This window comes from Nocardiopsis exhalans (genome assembly GCF_024134545.1).
Lineage (GTDB): Bacteria > Actinomycetota > Actinomycetes > Streptosporangiales > Streptosporangiaceae > Nocardiopsis > Nocardiopsis exhalans.
The window spans coordinates 3,087,300-3,105,973 of record NZ_CP099837.1; the positions used below are offsets into that span (position 1 = coordinate 3,087,300).

Annotated in this window: 12 protein-coding genes and 1 riboswitch; of the genes, 10 read left to right on the forward strand and 2 right to left on the reverse strand. The window is 70.0% G+C overall.

Going from position 1 to position 18,674, the window contains the following annotated elements; all coding sequences use genetic code 11:
- The first annotated feature begins 9 nt into the window (after nt 1-9).
- The 10 genes from NE857_RS13690 (at nt 10) to NE857_RS13735 (ending at nt 16,688) form a co-directional block, all read left to right on the forward strand.
- Nucleotides 10-1,374, forward strand: coding sequence for a flavin monoamine oxidase family protein (locus NE857_RS13690; RefSeq protein WP_254421338.1), 1,365 nt, complete (start codon nt 10-12; stop codon nt 1,372-1,374).
- A 230-nt stretch (nt 1,375-1,604) separates the two neighbouring features.
- The gene (locus tag NE857_RS13695) at nt 1,605-3,407 is read left to right on the forward strand and encodes a carbon starvation CstA family protein (protein WP_254421339.1); all 1,803 of its coding nucleotides are present in this window, start codon (nt 1,605-1,607) and stop codon (nt 3,405-3,407) included.
- Nucleotides 3,408-3,719: 312 nt separating this feature from the next.
- A complete protein-coding gene (clsA, locus tag NE857_RS13700) occupies nt 3,720-4,463 on the forward strand; it encodes a cardiolipin synthase ClsA (RefSeq protein WP_254421975.1) in 744 nt (247 codons plus the stop codon).
- A gap of 230 nt (nt 4,464-4,693) precedes the next feature.
- Nucleotides 4,694-7,198 (forward strand): mannose-1-phosphate guanyltransferase, encoded by a 2,505-nt coding sequence (locus NE857_RS13705; protein WP_254421976.1) that lies wholly within the window; start codon nt 4,694-4,696, stop codon nt 7,196-7,198.
- Between the two features lie 614 nt (nt 7,199-7,812).
- Nucleotides 7,813-8,355: an FHA domain-containing protein gene (locus NE857_RS13710; protein WP_184362085.1), complete on the forward strand. Its 543-nt coding sequence runs from the start codon at nt 7,813-7,815 to the stop codon at nt 8,353-8,355.
- Between the two features lie 170 nt (nt 8,356-8,525).
- Nucleotides 8,526-8,999 (forward strand): bifunctional nuclease family protein, encoded by a 474-nt coding sequence (locus tag NE857_RS13715; RefSeq protein WP_254421340.1) that lies wholly within the window; start codon nt 8,526-8,528, stop codon nt 8,997-8,999.
- A 497-nt stretch (nt 9,000-9,496) separates the two neighbouring features.
- On the forward strand, nt 9,497-9,997 hold the full coding sequence (locus NE857_RS13720) for a MerR family transcriptional regulator (protein ID WP_254421341.1): 501 nt from the start codon (nt 9,497-9,499) through the stop codon (nt 9,995-9,997).
- Between the two features lie 243 nt (nt 9,998-10,240).
- A riboswitch (glycine riboswitch) is annotated at nt 10,241-10,331 on the forward strand.
- 97 nt (nt 10,332-10,428) lie between these two features.
- Nucleotides 10,429-13,326, forward strand: a complete 2,898-nt coding sequence (gene gcvP / locus NE857_RS13725) for an aminomethyl-transferring glycine dehydrogenase (RefSeq protein WP_254421342.1) — start codon at nt 10,429-10,431, stop codon at nt 13,324-13,326.
- A 750-nt stretch (nt 13,327-14,076) separates the two neighbouring features.
- Entirely contained in the window at nt 14,077-15,405 is a 1,329-nt protein-coding gene (gene iscB / locus NE857_RS13730) for an RNA-guided endonuclease IscB (RefSeq protein ID WP_254421343.1), read from the forward strand.
- Between the two features lie 29 nt (nt 15,406-15,434).
- The gene (locus tag NE857_RS13735) at nt 15,435-16,688 is read left to right on the forward strand and encodes a tetratricopeptide repeat protein (RefSeq protein WP_254421344.1); all 1,254 of its coding nucleotides are present in this window, start codon (nt 15,435-15,437) and stop codon (nt 16,686-16,688) included.
- A 29-nt stretch (nt 16,689-16,717) separates the two neighbouring features.
- On the opposite strand, the gene NE857_RS13740 is transcribed toward NE857_RS13735, so the two are convergent.
- Both NE857_RS13740 and NE857_RS13745 read right to left on the reverse strand, forming a co-directional pair.
- Nucleotides 16,718-16,906, reverse strand: a complete 189-nt coding sequence (locus NE857_RS13740) for a DUF5999 family protein (protein WP_254421345.1) — start codon at nt 16,904-16,906, stop codon at nt 16,718-16,720.
- Between the two features lie 245 nt (nt 16,907-17,151).
- Nucleotides 17,152-18,582 (reverse strand): threonine/serine exporter family protein, encoded by a 1,431-nt coding sequence (locus tag NE857_RS13745; RefSeq protein WP_254421346.1) that lies wholly within the window; start codon nt 18,580-18,582, stop codon nt 17,152-17,154.
- Nucleotides 18,583-18,674 lie beyond the last annotated feature (92 nt).

Here is an 18,674-nt window from a genome sequence, read left to right on the forward strand (position 1 = left end):
GGGAGTGCGATGAGCGAGGACGTGAGCGCGGAGGTCTCCGGGGGCACCCGCGCCGAGCCCGGACCGCGCGGACGCGAGGCCGACCCGGGACGGGGACACACCATCGTCGTGGGCGCCGGGATGGCCGGGTTGGCCGCCGCGGACCGGCTGGCCGACCAGGGCGAGCGCGTGACGGTGCTCGAGGCGCGCAGCCGGACCGGGGGGCGCATCCACTCGGTGCACACCTGGGACGGCACCACCCTGGACGCGGGGGCCTCCTGGATGCGCGGCGAGGAGAACAACCCGCTGTCGCGGCTGGTGGAGGAGGTGGGCGCGCGCACCGCCGTGTTCAACCGCTCCACCGAGACCGCCTACGACCCCAAGGGCCGCAGGCTCCTGTTCGACCGGCACACCCGCAACATGGAGGACGTCAACCTCCTGCACGAGCACATGTACTGGGCCACGGTCGGCGCGAGCCCGGAGGAGTCCATGGAGGAGGGCATCAACCACGCCCTCTACGACGTCAACCTCGTGCGCTCGCGGGCCAGGGACGCCGTCGAGATCGTGCACCGCTTGGCCGAGGCCGACCACGGGGCGGACGCCGAGGAGGTCGCCTTCTCCGCGGTGGCCTCCGTCCACGAGTTCAGCGGCGACGACGTGGTCTTCCCCGAGGGGATGAGCCAGCTCACCGACTATCTCGCCCGGGGGCTGGACGTGCGCATGGAGCACGTCGTGCTGAGCATCTCCCACGACGACGGCGGCGTCAGCGTGCGGGTGGACACCCCCGACGGCGAGGAGACGCTGACCGCCGACCGGGTACTGGTCACCCTGCCGCTGGGCGTCCTGAGGGCCCGGCAGGTGGCTTTCACCCCGGAGCTGCCCGCGGAAAAGCGCGACGCCGTGCAGCGCCTGGGCAACGGCCGACTGGAGAAGCTCTTCCTGCGCTTCGACGAGGTCTTCTGGGGCGACGCCGAGGTGCTGGTGCACCTGGGCACCGAGGAGGGCGCCTGGTTCCACTGGTTCGCCGGGCAGAACGTCCTGGGCGAGCCCATCCTGGTCAGCCGCAACGGGGGCAACGCCGCGCGGTTCCTGGCCGGAATGGACGACGGCGACGTGGTCGAGCACGCCATGGCGTCCCTGCGCGGCATGTTCAAGAAGGCGCCGGACCCGATCGACCACTACCTGACGCACTGGATGGACGACCCCTTCGCGCGGGGCGGGTTCTCCTTCACCGCCGTCGGGGCCGGGGACGGTGACCGCACGGCGCTGAGTGCCCCGATCGGCGACCGGGTCTTCTTCGCGGGGGAGGCCACCGACATCGAGCACACCGCCACGGTGCACGGAGCTCTGTTGTCGGGGCGGCGCGAGGCCGAGCGCATCCTCTCCCTGGAGTAGCACCGGCCGGGGCGCCGCGGCGGGCCGCTCCCCGTTCCGCGGCGGCTCCCCGGGCACCCGTCCGCGCGACGGTGCCGGCCTCTCGTGGCGCGGCGGGAAAGAAGCTCCTTGTCCGCCCTTCACCGTGGCGAACGTCACGTGCTAATTTCGCCTGCACTGTATACACCCTAGTCAGGCGCCAATCCCCTTCCCAGCCATACCCGGTGCCGTGAGTTCGAAGGAACCCCCCCATGTCGGCCCTAGCAGTCCTTCTCGGAGCCCTGGCGCTGTTCGCCCTCGGCTACCGGTTCTACTCGGCCTATCTCGCGAAGCGGGTCTACTCCCTGGACCCCGACTTCGTCACCCCCGCCCACGCCTACAAGGACGGGATCGACTTCGTCCCCACCAACAAGCACATCGTCTTCGCCCACCACTTCATCTCCGTGGCGGGCGCGGCACCGATCGTCGGCCCCGCCATCGCGGTCTTCTGGGGGTGGGGGCCGGCGCTCCTGTGGGTGGTGCTGGGCACGATCTTCGCCTCCGGAGCCCACGACTTCGGGGCGATCGTGGTGTCGGTTCGGCACAAGGGCAAGAGCATCGGGGCTCTGGCCAAGGACGTGATCGGCACCCGGGCCCGGATCCTGTTCCTACTGATCATCTTCTTCCTGGTGACCATGGTCAACGCGGTGTTCGCGGTGATCATCACGGGCCTGCTCATCGCCAACCCCGAGGCGGTGCTCCCCGTCCTGGTCACCATTCCGCTGGCGATCGGGGTGGGCCAGGTCGTCTACCGCAGGCGCAGCGCCGCGCTCGTTCCGTCACTGATCAGTCTGCTGGTCGTGTACGCGTGCATCCCGCTCGGGCAGGCGTTCCCCATCACCGTGGACCCGCTGGCGAACCTGCTGGGCGCCGACCCCGCACTGGTGTGGCTGGTGCTGATCTTCGTCTACACCTTCTTCACCTCGCGTCTTCCGGTGTGGCTGCTCCTGCAGCCCCGCGACTACATCAACCAGCAGCAGATGGTGGTGGGCCTGCTCGTCATCATGGTCGGCATCATCGTGGGCATGAACACGATCGAGGCCCCCGCCTTCCGCGGCGACCTGCCCGAGGGAAGCCCGCCCATCTTCCCGCTGCTGTTCATCACCATCGCCTGCGGTGCGGTGTCCGGTTTCCACAGTTTGGTCGCCTCGGGGACGACCTCCAAGCAGCTGAACAAGGAGACCGACGCACGTTACGTGGGTTACCTGAGCTCGCTCGGCGAGGGCACGCTGGCCGTCTGCTCGATCCTGGCCTGCACCGCGGGCATCATGGTCTTCTCCGCCAATGAGGGAACCGCCTGGACCGACCACTACGCCGACTGGGCGACCGCCGGTACCAACCCGGCCGGCCGTTTCGTCGAAGGGGTGGCCGGGTTCGCGTCCAACATCGGGATCCCCGAGGGCGTCGGGCTGGTGTTCGCCACCGTGGTCGTGGTGAGCTTCGCGGCCACGAGCCTGGACACCGCGGTCCGGCTCCAGCGCTACACCATCCAGGAGATCAGCTCCATCGTGAAGGAGAAGGCGGCCCAGGGCGGCGTGCTCGAACGCTCCTCGCGTTTCCTCAGCCGCAACATCACCGCGGCCACGCTCCTCGCGGTGGCGATCCCGTTCGGGCTGGCGCTCATCCCGGGGAACTTCGCCGCCGGGACCCTCTGGCAGCTGTTCGGTACGACCAACCAGCTGACCGCGGGCCTGGCGCTGTCGGTCATCGCCGTGTGGGTGACCAAGCAGGGGCGCAACCCCGTCGCGGTCCTGGTGCCCCTGGTGTTCCTCGCGGTCATGACCTCGTGGGCGCTCCTGGTGCAGCTGAGGGACTTCGCGTTGAGCGACGATCCGATGCAGCGCTTCGTGCTCGCCCCGCTGGACCTGGTCATCTTCGGCCTGGCGGTGTGGATGATGGTGGAGGCGTCCGTGGCCCTGCGCAAGGCCTTCGCCGCGCGCCGCGGCGCGCCGGAGGAGGCCGGCCAGGACCGGGCCGCGGCCGAGGACGGTTCCGGTAGCGACGGGCCGGCCTGACCGCGGGGCCGAACCCCCGTGGGCGGGGCCCGGTCGAGGGCCCCGCCCACGGGCGGGGAAGCAGAAAGCGGGCGGAGACCGTTGTTCGTCCCAGACGCCCCACGAGCCCCACCGGTTACCTGGGAGACCGAAAGCCCAGGTGGACACCGGGTCACAAGGCAAATCCGTACACGATACGATTAGCGGGCGGTCCTCCGCCGGGCATCCTGGGCCCGGTGGGGCGCGAGGTGGCGGGAAACGACGGTCCCGCCGGTTATCGTTGGCGCCATGGGGCGATCCGCGGAAGAAGGCAGACACGAGGCGGGGGGCAGCGTGGCCAGCCCGGTGGTCAGTGACCGCATCTGGACGGTTCCCAACCTGTTGAGCATGCTCCGGTTGTTGGGCGTACCGCTGTTCCTCTGGCTCATCCTGGGCCCGCAGGAGGACTGGTGGGCGCTGCTCGTGCTCGCCCTGGCGGGGCTCAGCGACTGGCTGGACGGCAAGATCGCCCGGGCCTGGGACCAGGCCACCAAGCTGGGGCAGATCCTCGACCCGCTCGCCGACCGCCTCTACATCTTCGCGGCCCTGCTCGGCCTGGTCGTGCGCGGCATCGTCCCGTGGTGGCTGATGGCCATCCTGATCCTGCGCGACGTCCTCATCCTGGGCGCGCTGCCGCTACTGCGCCACTTCGGCTACGGGCCGCTGCCGGTCAACTTCGCGGGCAAGGCCGCCACGCTCTGTCTTCTGTACGCGTTCCCGCTCCTGTTCATCGCGGGTTACGCCTCGATCGTCGGAGATGTGGCCAGGATTGTAGGTTGGGCCTTCGCCCTATGGGGAACGGCTCTGTACTGGTGGGCCGGACTGCTCTACGCCGTACAGGGACTGCGCCTGATGGACCAGACCCGCCGCGACGAACGCGCTGATCACGGGGGTTCCCGGGACAGCGACCCCGCACGCGGCCACGGCGTCGACCGATCGGATCCGATCGCACCGGCGACCGCGGACGGCAACCCCGGCGCGGCACCCGAAGGCCCGGACGGACCGGGCCTACCGGATCAGGGCAGGACCGGACCCTGATCCACTGAACGAACCGGCGGACCGGCTCACCAGAGTCCTGTCGGATCGAAAGGGAGTGTCATCTCCGCCATGAGAACATGTCCCATCGCGCGCGAGGCCGCGCGTTCCGAGTACCTACCCCCCGCCGCACCTCCTGGCCGCGTTGACCGCACCGCCGTTCGGGGGTCCCTACGATGAGTACGACCGATTCCGCGTCCAGCGCTGCGCCTGACGAAACGCCAACCCCTCCGATGAAGGCCGTGGTGATGGCGGGCGGCGAGGGCACGCGCCTGCGCCCCATGACCGCCAACCAGCCCAAACCGCTCCTGCCGGTGGTCAACAAGCCCATCATGGAGCACGTGCTGCTCCTGCTGCGCAAGCACGGGTTCACCGAGACCGTGGTCACCGTGCAGTTCCTGGCCACGCTCATCCGCAACTACTTCGGTGACGGCGAGGAGCTCGGTATGAAGCTCCACTACGTCGCCGAGGAGGTTCCGCTCGGTACCGCGGGCAGCGTCAAGAACGCCGAGGAGCACCTGCGCGGGGAGCCGTTCATCGTCATCTCCGGCGACGCGCTCACCGACATCGACCTCACCGACATGGTCCGCTTCCACAAGGAGCGCGGCGCCAAGGTCACCATCGCCCTCAAGCGGGTACCCAACCCGCTGGAGTTCGGCATCATCATCGTGGACGAGCAGGGGCGCATCCAGCGCTTCCTGGAGAAGCCCACCTGGGGCCAGGTCTTCTCCGACACCGTCAACACCGGCATCTACATCATGGAGCCGGAGGTCCTCGACCGCGTGGCCGCGGGCGAGGTGGTCGACTGGTCCGGCGACGTCTTCCCCGAACTGCTGGAGGAGGGCGAGCCCCTCTACGGGTACGTCGCCGACGGCTACTGGGAGGACGTGGGCACCCACGAGAGCTATCTCAGCGCCCAGGCCGACGTGCTCTCGGGCAAGGTCGACGTGGAGATCGACGGCTTCGAGGTGTCCCCGGGGGTGTGGGTCGGCGAAGGTGCCGAGGTCGACACCAGCGCCGTCCTCAAGGGCCCCCTCTACATCGGCGACTACGCCAAGATCGAGGCCGGGGCGGAGCTGCGCGAGTACACGGTGGTCGGCAGCAACGCCGTGGTGCGCGCGGAGGCCTTCGCCCACCGCACGGTGCTGCACGACAACGTGTTCATCGGCCGCAGCGCCAACCTGCGCGGCTGCGTGATCGGCAAGAACACGGACGTCATGGCGGCCGCCCGGATCGAGGAGGGCGCGGTCGTCGGCGAGGACTGCGTCATCGAGTCCGAGGCCTACGTCAACAACGACGTGAAGGTCTACCCGTTCAAGACCATCGAGGCCGGGGCGGTGGTCAACACCAACGTCGTCTGGGAGTCGCGCGGGCAGCGTTCGCTGTTCGGCCCCCGGGGCGTGTCCGGGCTGATCAACGTCGAGATCACGCCAGAGCTCGCGGTCCGGCTGGCCAACGCCTACGCCACCACGCTCAAGAAGGGTGCGATGGTCACGACCTCCCGTGACGTCTCGCGGGCGGCGCGCACCCTCAAGCGGGCGATCATCAGCGCGCTCACGGCCGCGGCCATGGACGTCCGGGACCTGGAGGTCGTGCCGCTGCCGGTGGCGCGCTTCCACACCTCGCAGAGCGGGATGAGCGGCGGCATCATGGTGCGCACCAGCCCCGGTGACCCCGAGTCCGTGGACATCCTGTTCCTGGACGGTCAGGGCGCCGACCTCTCCCCGGGGGCGCAGCGCAAACTCGACCGGGTCTTCTCCCGGGCCGAGTACCGGCGCGCCTTCCCCGGCGAGATCGGTGAGCTGACCTTCCCCTCCCGCAACGTGGAGAACTACTCCCACGAGCTCCTGAGGGCCGTGGACACCTCCGGGGTGGCCGAGGCCGAGCTGAAGGTCGTGGTGGACTGCGCGGGCGGTACGGGCTCGCTGATCCTGCCCTCGCTGCTGGGGCGGATCGGCGTGGACGTGCTCACGGTCAACAACCGGCTGGACGAGGCCTCGCCCACCGACACCGTGGCCAAGAAGATGCGGGACCTGGAGCGGCTGGGCGAGCTGGTGGCCAACTCCGGGGCCGACTTCGGGGTGCGCTTCGACCCGGTGGCCGAACGGTTGGCCATCGTGGACGAGAACGGCGAGCTGGTGGACGGCGACCGCGCGCTCCTGGTGGTGCTGGACCTGGTCGCCGCCGAACGCCGCGGCGGGCGGGTGGCGCTTCCGGTCACCACGACCCGGGTGGCGGAGACGGTGGCCCGCTCCCACGGGGTCGAGGTGCTCTGGACCGCCACCGCCACCGACGAGCTGACCAAGGCGGTCCGCTCCGAGGGCGAGGAGATCATCTTCGCCGGTGACGGTCGGGGCGGGTTCGTCCTCCCCGAGTTCAGCCCCACCAGTGACGGCATCGCCGCCTTCGTGCGGCTGCTGGGACTGGTGGCGCGGACCCGGCGCTCGCTCGGCCAGATCGATCGTGCGATCCCTCAGGCACACCTGCTGCGCCGTTCGGTGCCCACCCCGTGGGCGGTCAAGGGGAGCGTCATGCGCGCGGTCGTGGAGGCCGCGGGCGAACGCGAACTGGACACCACGGACGGGGTCCGGGTGATCGAGCCGGACGGTAGCTGGGCCCTGGTCCTGCCGGACACGGCCGAAGCGGTCACCCATCTTTGGGCCGAAGGTCCTGATTCAGACAGCGCGCAGCGCCTGCTCGACGAGTGGGCGGCCGTGGTGGAACGGGCCGAGGGTTAACGGAGTGTCAGGCGGGTGCGGGCGGCGGGGCCGTCCGCACCCGCCTGATGCGCACGGGGATGTTTCCGGATGGGCCTCCCATCCCGGAAACATCAGCAGTAAAGTGGATAAAAGCCCAGGTCAGGGCGGGGTTTGGAAGTTCGCGAAAATCCATCCGGGAATCCGGAGAACCAAACGCCCGGGCCGGGCATCTGCTCCAGAACAGGTGTTGGTCTCCCACGAGGCCTGTCCGATGCCGAGGCGGTGCCCCAGGTGCCGACGCGGCCCAAACCCGCAGCGCGGGCGCCCCCAGGGTGTTCGCGGCGGGCCGAGGGGGAGCAAAACCCTGTCTGGACAGGGATATGGTTTAAAGTCGAGTGTTCCCTGAAGCACCGTGTCACCACCCGACCCGGGAATCCCGGCAACGGCGGACACCCAACGGGGGGTGACAAGTTGTACAACATGGGGGATGAGACCTAGCGACCGACCGTGTGGGCCGTACCGCTGCCGCGACAGTGGACCGTCCCGCCGTGTTCCGGAAGACGGGTGGGCCCGGTGCCCGCCGATCGACCGGGACGCGCCACCGATCAGCCGAATCAAGCACCGCCCCGTGCGGTAGGAGGCCGAGCCGACCTATGTCGAGCGTTTACTGCACGCAGTGCGGTCACGCCGTTGCGGATGATGCCCGTTTCTGCTCCCACTGTGGGACCCCCGTCCGCAGGGCCGAACCCCAAAGCCCCCAGCCCAGCGCTGGTGGCGACGCCGGGGGAGATGTCACTTCCACCATCTCCATCTCCGGTATACAGGCCCTCGAGGAGGAGGAACCGGGTGACGAGCTCGGCGGCGACGACCCCGCCAGCGCCGACGCCCTTCCCCCCGGAACCGCTTTGCTGGTGGTTCGACGGGGCCCCAACGCCGGGAGCCGTTTCCTGTTGGACAGCGACGTGACCACCGCGGGCCGCCATCCCAACAGCGACATCTTCCTCGACGACGTCACCGTGTCCCGCCGCCACGTGGAGTTCTTCCGCCGCGGCAACGGTTTCGGCGTCCGCGACGTCGGCAGCCTCAACGGAACCTACGTCAACCGGGAACCGGTGGACGAGGCCGAGCTGGGTGGCGGGGACGAGATCCAGATCGGCAAGTTCCGGATGGTCCTGTTGACCAAACCGCGCCGATGACGGTGCGCTGACCACGGTCGACGGGGGCGGGAGGGCCGAAGAGGTTTGCGGCCCCCCGCCTCCGGAGAGCTTTGTAACGAAGGGTGCCGATTTCGCCCTCGGGTCCTGATCCAACGGGGGAGCAGGGACGAGCGCCCATCCGGCATGACGACTCGTGGGACGGAGCCGCTGTGAAGCACATGGAGGTCGTCGGCGTCCGGGTTGAGATGCCCTCGAACCAGCCGATTGTCCTGCTCAAGGAATCCGAGGGTGACCGCTACCTGCCGATCTGGATCGGCGGGGTGGAGGCCACCGCGATCGCGCTCGCCCAGCAGGGCGTGGCGCCCGCGCGCCCGCTCACGCACGACCTGTTCCGTGACGTCCTGGACGCACTGGACACGGGGCTCGAGACGGTGAACATCACCGGCCTGAGCGACGGCATCTTCTACGCCGAGCTGGTCTTCAGCAACGGGGTGGAGGTCAGCGCGCGCCCTTCGGACTCGATCGCCCTGGCGTTACGGACGGGGGCCCCGATCTACGCCCACGAGGACGTGATCGAGGAGGCCGGGATGCCGATCCCGGACGAGCAGGAGGACCAGGTCGAGGCGTTCCGGGAGTTCCTGGACAACATCTCACCCGAGGACTTCGGCCGACGCAGCACGTGACACGACGGGGCCCGCGCACTGCGGGCCCCGCCTTGTGTCACGTGAGGAGCTTGTGTCCTGTGGGATAAGGAATTGTTGCCCAAAATGAGTGATCCGGGTGGATTCGGGGCGTGCCTCGAAGAACACGACCGTGACCTGCGGCTTTGTCAGTTGTGTGAGTGGTAGATTAGGCGAAGGGAATGGTCGTGGAGTGCACAGCCGAAAAGCGCCGGGTGTGTTCGCTCGCCGTCGGCTCCGGTGCCGCGGCGGCGTCGCCGCACGCACTTGGCGACGCGCCGAGCGGCTTCGTTGACGCTGCCTTGCGGCCGTCCTACGGTCAGTGCTGTGAACCCCACGGCGCGCCCTTTCCCTGAGTGGACTTTCCCCTGTCGATGCCGCCGTGGGCCGAGGAGCCGGAGGTCGGCGTGGCGGTAGCGAGCGGCAAGCGGGATCCCCATGACAGGCGGTCCGCGCTGCGGCTAGCGGGGCAGCAGGGCCTACTGTGCGAAGAGGACGTGATGGCGCTGCCTACGGACGTCGGGTATCGGGGCCCAGCGGCGTGTACGGCCGCGGGGATCACCTATCGACAGCTCGACTACTGGGCCAGGACCGGCCTGGTGGAGCCGAGCGTGCGCACTGGAGCCCACAACGCCCCTCTGTACAGCCTCCCGGACATCCTGATGCTCAAGGTGGCCAAGAGACTCCTGGACACCGGGATCTCGCTCCAGCAGATCCGGACCGCGGTGGACCACCTGCGCGGGCGCCCCGCCGCCGAGCTCTCCCGCATCACCCTGATGAGTGACGGCGTCAGCGTCTACGAGTGCACCTCTCCCGACGAGGTCGTCGACCTCATGCAGCGCGGGCAGGGCATGTTCGGCCTGGCCCTGGCCAACGTCTCCCGTGAGCTGGAAGAGGCCCTGGGGGTGGTGCCCGCCGAGGAGCGGACCGACCTTCCGGCGGCGGCCCCCCAGCCCATGGACGAGCTGGCCCGGCGTCGCAGGGAGCGGCGCACCGGCTGAGTCCGGTCAGATCCCCGGGGGAGGTTCGGCCCGCGAGCCCGGTCGGACCTGTTCGGGCTCCTCTGCCTGTGAGGGCGGTCACCCGTAGGGGCCTTGGCCAGCCACGACGCCCGTAGGATCCGCCGAAAAGGTGTGCCCTGGCTCGGTGGTTCGGGGGTCGATCGAGTACGGTCGTAGTCGCAACGGGGATGAAAACCGACATTCGCCCTGCTTGTGTACATATACAGAGCGTCAGCAGGCTGCTGATACCGCGCGGGAGAGACCTCGGCAACGGGGCGCCGACGGGGCAATACTCCCCAGTAACCTCTCAGGCACCATGGACCGCGCGGAGTAGGCCGCTCTGAAGCCTGGGCACCGCTGTGCCCGGTGACAGAGGGGGAGACCGTGAGGAACACCGCCGACCCGATCGGCCCTGTCACCAGGAGGTCTCCGTGCCTGACCCGTCGAACGTCCCCACCTCGGGCGCGCCCGCCAGGGTGTTCGCCGACCGCCACATCGGCCCCACACCCGCCGAGACCGCGGAGATGCTCAAGACGGTCGGCTACGGCTCCACCGCCGAGCTCATGACCGCTGCGGTACCCGAGTCCATCCTCAGCGCCCCCGGGCAGAGCGCCGCGCTCAACCTGCCCGAGGCGATCGGTGAGGCCGAGGCCCTGGCCGAGCTGCGCGACCTCGCCTCGCGCAACAAGCTCAACACCCCGATGATCGGCCGCGGCTACTACGGCACGCTCACGCCCCCGGTCATCCTGCGCAACATCATGGAGAACCCGGCCTGGTACACGGCCTACACGCCCTACCAGCCGGAGATCTCCCAGGGCCGCCTCGAGGCCCTCATCAACTTCCAGACCATGGTCTCCGACCTCACCGGTCTGCCCATCACCGGTGCCTCCCTGCTGGACGAGGCCACCGCCGCCGCCGAGGCCATGACCCTGGCCCGCCGGGCCACCAAGGTCAAGAGCGACGTGTTCGTGGTCGACTCCGACGTCTTCCCGCAGACCCTCCAGGTCCTGCGCACCCGCGCCGAACCCCTGGGCATCGAGGTGGTCGTCGCCGACCTCACCCAGGGCCTGCCCGAGGGCGACTTCTACGGCGTCCTGGTCCAGTACCCCGCCTCCAGCGGCGTGGTGCGCGACCCCAGCGCCCTCATCGCCCAGGCGCACGAGCGCGGCGCCCTGGCCGTGGTCGCCGCCGACATCCTCGCCCTGACCCTGCTGCGCAGCCCCGGTGAGCTGGGCGCCGACATCGCGGTGGGCTCCACCCAGCGCTTCGGTGTCCCGCTCGGTTTCGGCGGACCGCACGCCGGTTACATGTCCGTGGGCGAGAAGCTGCGCCGCCAGCTGCCCGGCCGCCTGGTCGGCGTCTCGGTGGACAACGCGGGCAAGCCCGCCTACCGCCTGGCCCTGCAGACCCGCGAGCAGCACATCCGCCGCGAGAAGGCCACCAGCAACATCTGTACCGCCCAGGTGCTGCTCGCCGTCATGGCCGGGATGTACGGCGTCTACCACGGTCCCGACGGCCTGCGCGCGATCGCCCGCCAGGTGCACATCCGCACCGTCGCGCTGGCCGACACGCTCACCCAGCGCGGCTTCGAGGTGCTCCACGGCGCGTACTTCGACACCCTGCGCGTGCGCGTGCCCAACGCCGACCGCGTGGTCGAGCGGGCCCTGGAGGCCGGGATCAACCTGCTCGACGTCGACCAGACCACGGTCGGCCTGAGCGTGGACGAGACCATCACCGTCGCCGACCTCGACAAGGTCCTGGCGGCCTTCGGCGAGGCCGACCGCAGTGCCGAGCGCGGCCCGGTCGCCGTGGACGAGGGCGCCGACCGCCTCCCCGCGGACCTGGCCCGGGGCGTCGACTACCTCACCCACCCGGTGTTCAACACCCACCGCAGCGAGACCTCGCTGCTGCGCTACATGCGCCGCCTGTCCGACCGCGACCTCGCGCTGGACCGCACGATGATCCCGCTGGGCTCGTGCACCATGAAGCTCAACGCCACCGCCGAGATGGAGGCCGTCACCTGGCAGGAGTTCGCGGGTCTGCACCCGCTGGCCCCGCTCGACCAGGCGGCCGGCAGCGTCTCGCTCATCCGCGACCTGGAGAAGTGGCTGGCCGAGGTCACCGGCTACGACGCGGTCTCCCTGCAGCCCAACGCCGGTTCGCAGGGCGAGCTCGCCGGTCTGCTGGCGATCCGCGGCTACCACCGCTCGCGCGGTGAGGCCCATCGCGACATCTGCCTCATCCCCAGCTCCGCGCACGGCACCAACGCCGCCAGCGCGGTCATGGCGGGCATGCGGGTGGCCGTGGTGGCCTGCGACGAGGACGGCAACGTCGACCTCGCCGACCTGCGCGCCAAGACCGACAAGCACCGCGAGGACCTGGCGGCCATCATGGTCACCTACCCCTCCACCGCGGGCGTGTACGAGGACACCATCACCGAGGTCTGCCGCCTGGTCCACGAGGCGGGCGGCCAGGTCTACGTCGACGGCGCCAACCTGAACGCCCTGGTCGGCTGGGCCAAGCCGGGCGAGTTCGGTGCGGACGTCAGCCACCTGAACCTGCACAAGACCTTCTGCATCCCGCACGGCGGCGGCGGTCCCGGCGTGGGCCCGGTCGCGGTCCGTTCGCACCTGGCGGGCTTCCTGCCCAACCACCCGGGCCAGCCCGAGGCGGGCCCGCACACCGGGGTCGGCCCGGTCTCGGCCGCGCCGTTCGGCTCCGCGGGGATCCTGCCGATCTCCTGGGCGTACGTGCGGATGATGGGCGGCGACGGCCTGCGCTCGGCCACCGAGACCGCGGTGCTCTCGGCCAACTACGTGGCCAAGCGCCTGGAGCCGTACTACCCGGTGCTCTACACCGGTGCGGGCGGCCTGGTCGCGCACGAGTGCATCATCGACATCCGTCCGCTGCAGAAGACCAGCGGGATCAGCAACGAGGACATCGCCAAGCGGCTGATGGACTACGGCTTCCACGCGCCGACCATGTCCTTCCCGGTCAACGGCACGCTGATGGTCGAGCCGACCGAGAGCGAGAACCTCGCCGAGCTGGAGAGGTTCATCGAGGCGATGATCGCCATCCGCGGCGAGATCGACCGCGTGACCGAGGGCGAGTGGGACGCGGAGGACAACCCGCTGCGCGGCGCCCCGCACACCGCCGAGGCGGTCACCGCCGACGACTGGAAGCACGGCTACACGCGTTCGGAGGCGGCCTACCCGCTGCCGTCGCTGCGCCAGGACAAGTACTGGCCGCCGGTCGGCCGGATCGACCAGGCCTACGGCGACCGCAACCTGGTCTGCTCCTGCCCGCCGCCCGAGGCCTTCGAGCTGTAGAGGCACGAGCTCTGGGCAGGTCGTAGGCAGGGCACAGACAAGGGGCGCCGACCCGCGAGGGCGGCGCCCCCTCTTACGATCCATCAAGGATCTACATCGTAAAGCCAATGTGCCTGAGGATGGATCTTGCTACCAGAAGCAACCTCGGCGCCTTGGGTTCCAGTGGCACAGTGCTTCTGGTAGCAAGAGCACGGGGAATCTACGGGGTCAAGGAATCACGGAAACCGACATCCGCGCTGCGGGCCCCCGACGGCCGGGGGAGGGCGCGTTAGAGTTGCACCGCCGCGGATCCCCACCGGCCGCGGCCACGCCGCACGGTCCGCGCTCCCCACCGCCCGGACCCGACACCCCCATGGAAGCGGAACGAGTAAAGGGATCTCGGTCCTGAAGGACCGGGCTTTCAACCTCCGTGGTTGAGGGTCGCCTTTACCAGACCCAGCCATCACCTTTAAGGAGGTGACCTTGATGGCTACGTTTCACACAGGACTACAGACCTACCAGGCCGTGCTTCCTCAGCCCACCCGTCGCCCGCCACCACCCTCAACGGACGCCTTCGGCGCGGTTCTTGTCCTGGCTCTGGAATCCGTGTCAGCAGACATTCCCCGGATCGGGAACGAAACGGGGCACGGACACCACCCTCGAACGGTGGTACCCGGTGTGGGACATGGTCGAGGGGAGACCACCGGTGCCTCACCTGGTGCCGGTGGCGTCACCCCCAACCCTGACGGGGTTGGGGAGCAGCACCGTGAGGTGCACACCGTCCATCCGTCCGTGTTCGTCCTCGACAAACACGGCACCCCACTACAACCCTGCACATCTGCCAGGGCCCGCAAGCTCCTGGCCAAAGGCCGGGCCGTTGTACACCGTCTTACTCCGTTCGCCATCCGGATCAAAGACCGCACCGTCGCCGAGTCTGAGGTCGACGGCGTTGAGGTCGGTATCGACCCGGGATCCAAGCACACCGGCATCGCCGTGTTCACCAACCGAGCCGGAGAACGACGCGGCCGCTTCAGCCTCCAGCTCGACCACCGCGGTGCCCAGATCAAGAAGAAGATGGACCAGCGCGCCGGATACCGAAGGCGTCGGCGGAGCACTAACCTGCGCTACCGATCACCCCAGTTCGACAACCGCACCCGCCCTAAGGGGTGGTTGCCCCCCTCCCTGCAACACCGGGTGGACACCACCATCGCGTGGGTGGACAGGCTCAGCCGGTGGGCGCCCGTGCGAGCCGTGCATGTGGAGCGGGTCGCCTTCGACACCCACGCCCTGTCCGCAGGCAAACCCTTGGAAGGGGTCGAGTACCAGCACGGCACCCTGCACGGGTTCGAGGCACGCGAGTACCTACTGGCCAAGTTCGACCGCGCCTGTGTCTACTGCGGGGCTACGAACCTGCCGCTCAATATCGACCACGTCCGCCCGCGCTCGCGGGGCGGCTCGGACCGGGTCTCCAACCTGGTTCTGGCCTGTATCCCCTGTAATCAGGCCAAGGGCAACGAGCTTGTCGAAGAGTTCGTCACCAATCAACGCACCCTGAAGCGAATCCTCGCCCGGGCCAAGGCACCGCTGCGGGACGCCGCTGCGGTGAACTCCACCCGGTGGGCGCTGTGGCGGGCTCTAGACCAGCGCTCGCCCACCCATGTGGGTTCGGGCGGGCGTACCAAGTTCAATCGCACCCGCAACCAGCTTCCCAAGTCCCACACCCTGGACGCGCTGGCCGTGGGCAAGGTCGAGGCCATCACCCAAACCGTGGACACAGTCCTGGTGGCCGGGTGTGCGGGGCGGGGTTCCTATGCCCGTACCCGCCCCGACAAGTACGGGTTTCCCCGGCTGCGGCTACCCCGTACCAAGCGGTTCTTCTCCTACGCCACTGGGGACCTGGTCCGCGCTGTCGTCCCCAAAGGCAAGACAAAGGGGACGCACACCGGCCGGGTCGCGGTACGCGCGACCGGAAAATTCAACGTCACCACCACGAAAGGCACCGTTCAGGGCATCGGCCACCGGCATGTCCGGTTGCTTCAGCGATCTGACGGCTATGCCTACACCATCCGAAAGGAGCAGGGCGTTTCCTCCCGGCCCTGAAGGACCGGGCTGCCACGCCCGACTCAGCGATGACCACGACGTCCGGACCCTCCGCGCGCTCTGGCCCCGCCGACCCCACGCCTCAGGCCACCGACCCCGACGACGCGGAGGACACCGCGGTGCCCGCCGCCGGGGAGGCGGACGACCTGTGCGCCCAGGCCCAGGACCTGGCCGAGAACGGCCACCTCAATCGGGCCGCCAAGCTCTACCAGCAGGCGGTCGCGGCCAACCCCCGGCCCGCGGTGCAGGCCCGGGCGCTGCTCGGGCTGGCCGTGGTGCAGGACCAGCGCGGGGACCTGGCCGCCGCCCGGGAAGCCGCGCGCCGCGCCCTGGCCACCGGAGACGCCCGCTACGCCCCGCGCGCCGCCTACCACCTGGCGCTCTCCCTGGAACAGGAGGGCGCGCACGGCGAGGCCGCGCGGGTCTGGCACCGGCTGCTGGATCTGGGCGGTTCCGCCTACACCGCGGTGGCCCGCTACGGGCTGGCCCGCGAGGCGGAGCTGCGCGGTGAGGTGGAGGAGGCCGAGGGGCACTGGGAGGCCGTGCTCGAGCTGCCACCCGCCGACCAGGCGATCAGCCGCCTGCACGCCACCACGGTCGTGGAGGCCGCCCGCGACCTCGCCGGCCGTCTGCTGGAGCGGGGGCGGCCCGACGCCGCCGCCGTGGCGGTCGAACGCGGACTGAGCGTGGGGGACGACCCCGGTCTGCGGCTGCTGCGCGCCGCCACCCACCTGGAGCGCGCCATCGCGGACGTGGGCGCCGTCGCCGACCAGCCCGCCGGCGAAGAAGCGCAGGGCCCGCGCCCGGAGCCGCGCACCTCGGGCGCGGCGGTGGAGCTGCTCGCCGGGCTGCTGGCGCTGCGCGGCGAACCGGGCTCGGCCGAACAGGTCTGGCGGGCGGGTCTGGACAGCCGCGACCGGGACACCGCCGAGGCGGTGCGCGAACGGCTGCGGCGCTCCTTCGCCCAGCTCTCGGAGGAGGGCGGGGAGGAGCCCCCCGAGCCCTGGTGGGACGTCTACCTGGAGGAGGCCGTGGCCACCTCCAGCGCGCCCGCACTCGCGGGGGAGCTGTTCGCGGTCGTCACCCAGATGCACGCCCTGCTGGCGGTCCCGGTGGTGGAGGGCGAGGCCCGCCCGGCGGCGCTGCGCGCCGCCATGGAGGAGGCGCTGCGCACCCCGAGCGAACTGGTGTGGGGCGGCGCCGTGCACGCCGACTTCCGGCGTCGGCTCAGCGCCGCGATGGGTGAGGACGTGCTGCCCGAGAACTGGCCCGACGGCCGCTGAGGCGGGTCAGGCAGCACCGTTCACGCTGCTCAAGCTGCGACCCGGGGACGGTGCGGGGCGACAACAGCCCCGTCGGGGAGAAGCTCGCCGGTGTCGTCGAAAAGGACGACGCCGTTGCAGAGCAGGCTCCACCCCTGTTCAGGATGGCTGGAAAGGACCCGCGCGGCCTCGCGGTCGGTGTCCTCGAAGGACGGGCAGGAGGGTGAATGGCTGCACATGACAGAGCCTTTCGTCGAATGCTCCTCGTTGAGCTGACGCCAACAATAGTGGCTGACATCACATGGTGTTGACGGTTCAGGCCGACAATGTTCGCTGCTGTGTGGTTGTGCGCTCTCAACAGGTAGGACTCACACCACCGCATTCGGGTTCTACCCGATCGGCGCCGTTCCTGTCCGGGTCCGGACAGGAACGACGCCGCCGCGGCCGTCGCGAAAGGATCAGTAAGGGGCGGATCAGCAACGGATCAGTAGCCGCCGCGGGTACGCCGGGCCGCCGGACGGCTGCGCATCCCCGCCCCGGCCAGGCCACCGCGCTGGAAGGCTCGAATGAGCTCGCCGCCGAGGTTGACCCCCGCGCCCAGCGCCAGCGCCACCATGACCGCCTCAGCGATGCTGAGCAGCCCCGAGACCGCCGTTCCCTGGGTGATCTCGATCAGCCCCCGGTACAGGATGCTGCCGGGCAGCAGCGGTGCGATGGAGGGGATCAGGTAGGGCAGTACCGGCCGCCGGGCCCGCCGGGCCAGCCAGTGCCCGACCACGCCCACGGCCACCGCGCCCACGACCGTGCCCACCACCGGTGGGACCTCCAGGATCAGACGCAGCCCCGCGTAGATCACCCAGATCATCACGCCCAGGGCGCCGATCGTGGGCAGCATGCGCGGCGGCACCGCCAGTGAGATGGCGAAGGCCATGGCGATCCCGGCCGCGCCGATCAGCACCGGAACGTCCATCGCGGTTCCGGCCGAGGGCAGGTTCTCCAGGTCCAGGTCCACGCCCAGACGCGTGGCGGTGTAGGCCACGGTGACCACACCGGTCACGATCGCGCCCAGGATGAAGAAGGTCTCCAGCAGCCGGGCGGCCGCCGAGACGTAGCTGCCGCTGATGCCGTCCTGGATGCTGGACACCAGCGGGCGGCCCGGAAGCAGCGCCATGATGTTGCCGGTGATGATCGCGCCCGCCTGCAGGCCCAGGTTCATCTCGGTGCTCACCCACAGCAGGCCCACCCCGATCGAGGCGGCCACCACCGCGGCCGCCGCCATCTGGTAGAACTCCGCGACCCCGCGGTTGGCCAGGAACACCGAGGTGCGGTCGCCCAGCACCGTGGCGAGGAAGGCCACGGTGGCCACGATCGGACCGCCGCCCACCATCAGACTGGCGCTGGAGGCGATCAGGCCGAAGCCCACCGCGATCATCCAGTTCGGGTAGGGCATGCGCGCCCGGCGGATCTGCTCCAGGCGGGCGTTGGCGTCCTCCAGCTCCAGCAGCCCCAGTGCCGCCTGCTGGACCAGGGTGTGCAGCTCGTTGACGCGGAAGTAGTCCAGGGTGCGGCGGCGCACCACCCGCTCACCGGTGATCGGCGGGCTGTCACCGCCAGGGTGGGTGGACAGGGAGATGGTGGTGAAGGTGACCGACACCTCCGAGCGGGGCAGGTCAAAGGCGACGGACAGGCTCAGCATGGCCTCGCTGACGGCCTCGGTGCCCTCACCGCTGGCCAGCATCAGCTCGCCCACGCGCAGGACCAGGTTGATCGCCCGCGCGTCCGGGAGCTTGACGTCCTCGTCGTCCTCCAGCTCGTCCGGGATCAGCTCGCGTTCGTGCTCGGCCCGCCAGTCGCGCATCCGACTGAGCATGAACTCCTCGCTCGGCGGCCCCGAACGCTCCCGCTTGCTTGGCATCGCTCTACTCCGTTTCCTCCCCGTCGCCCGCACCCATGATGGTCGGCGCACTGCCTCGGCAGCCCCAAGGGGGACGCCGCGCCCCCCGGCGG